Annotated in this window: 1 protein-coding gene; it reads right to left on the bottom strand. The window is 32.8% G+C overall.

Features of this window, described 5'->3' with window-relative positions:
* Nucleotides 1-216 precede the first annotated feature (216 nt).
* A complete protein-coding gene (locus tag BAZSYMA_RS04155; RefSeq protein WP_090715918.1) occupies nucleotides 217-1,392 on the bottom strand; it encodes an NnrS family protein in 1,176 nt (391 codons plus the stop codon).
* Nucleotides 1,393-1,693: the final 301 nt, after the last annotated feature.

Raw genomic sequence — 1,693 nt, 5'->3', positions numbered from 1 at the left:
TAATCTTAAAACTGGGATGAATATTTTTAAAGAAATGCAGCGGTTAAAAGGGTTAAGAGATTATTGCATCCAATGAGTGGTAAAAGGATAAAAAGTAACAAAAAGCAAGAAAATAAATGCTAAAAGCGTAGATTTAAGGGGGGTTTTTAGGTTTTTATGAAAAAATATGAAAAAATATGAGGGTTTACACAATCTGATTTACAGGGTCTTTTCATTTTATCCAAATGAGCCATCAACTCTCTTTTGAAAAAACATCTTGGCATACATTAACACAAATAAACCAAATGCAACAATCCACAATAATTGAGAAATGACAATGAATTGCGGATAATATTCGCTCCAAAATAGGATAGCAATAACTCTAAATATAAACACTGCAACCAGCATAGAAAAAATAACCCCTAGTGATTTTGGCGGTGAAAAGACATTTCTACCTGTATGACCAAGGCTAACTCTACTCATCATACTGAGTGTTATAAGCCCAATAGCGATTGCAAAACTGTGTGTCGCTGTATTTTGTGGCAAGGCTATAAAATAATCGATAACGATTAATAAAAATGCGAAATTAATCATTCCATAAGCAACATACAAACCCCAAAGCAATGGTTTCCTCCAAATCCCATTATCATACCAATAGAGCATTCTGATACTGTGAATAACAAATAAAAATAGAGCGCTGATTTGTGTTATCTGCGTTTCAAAGAAAACGGTGTCGATGACAAATACAATAAATAAAATCAAACTACTCAGGTCTAAGAATTTAGAATTCTTCAATTCAATATTAGCAGACACAGCGTTTTCAATAAAAAACGGAATCAGCCTGCGTATCATCATCAAAATAAGTGCAACAACTGTATAAAAAGCAATATAAATACCTAGATATTGTCCATTCTCTAGATAACCTAAAGCACCGATATAAAATAAGATGTTAGCAATAACAAAGGTCAGTAATTTAAAAATGATGGGCAAGTTTTTCCAGTTTTTGGCTTTAACAATGGGAAGGGTTATGAGTAGTAAAGAAAAGATTAAAAAAGCTAAATCAGCAGTTAGTTGGTAAAAAATATAATCACCCCCCATTACAGACAGTACTCTGGCAACCAGCCATGCTATCCCTAAAAACAACAAAGGATAACCATTGGTGGTTTTGAGTTTTGTCCAGTTTTGTGTTGCCGTTAATAAAAACCCTACAATAACAGCCATCGCGTAGCCAAAAATCATTTCATGTGCATGCCAATAATGAGTGTTAAATTCAACGCTGATTTGCTGAGTAAAAAATAACAACCAAGTCAGCATTAAAAGCAACGATCCTATACCAGCGGCAAAAAACAAAACTCTAAAACCAGATCTTAAGAATGCGGGCATTTTGCTTTTGTCTTTTATTAAATTAATCATTATATTGAGACTTTTGCATAATTCATAATTCTCCACCCTAATTTCAATTTTTAGATTTTTTCAAAAATATTTTCAAAACCACCTGTATTTTTTCATAAAGTTCAAAAAAAACCTTATTTTCCCAGCTGTTTATTGCTTTATTTCCCTATTTTTAGTCCTTTCCCACTCATTGGGCGTAACAATCCCCTAGACTTCGCATTTGTTTAAAAATATTCATCCCAGTTTTAAGATTGTGACTCATAACAATGAGTTGCGCTCTAGTTTTGTTTCTTTCTAATCCAAGGTATCTTGCCTTGGCAAA

Origin of the sequence: Bathymodiolus azoricus thioautotrophic gill symbiont, from assembly GCF_001298715.1 — a bacterium.
Lineage (GTDB): Bacteria > Pseudomonadota > Gammaproteobacteria > PS1 > Pseudothioglobaceae > Thiodubiliella.
The sequence above is the reverse complement of the archived record's forward strand: the minus strand, read 5'-3'. Positions and strand labels throughout refer to the sequence as shown.

Excerpts from the sequence above, each read along its gene's own strand:
- BAZSYMA_RS04155 (WP_090715918.1), bottom strand. The coding sequence starts at position 1,392 with ATGATTAATTTAATAAAAGACAAAAGCAAAATGCCCGCATTCTTAAGA.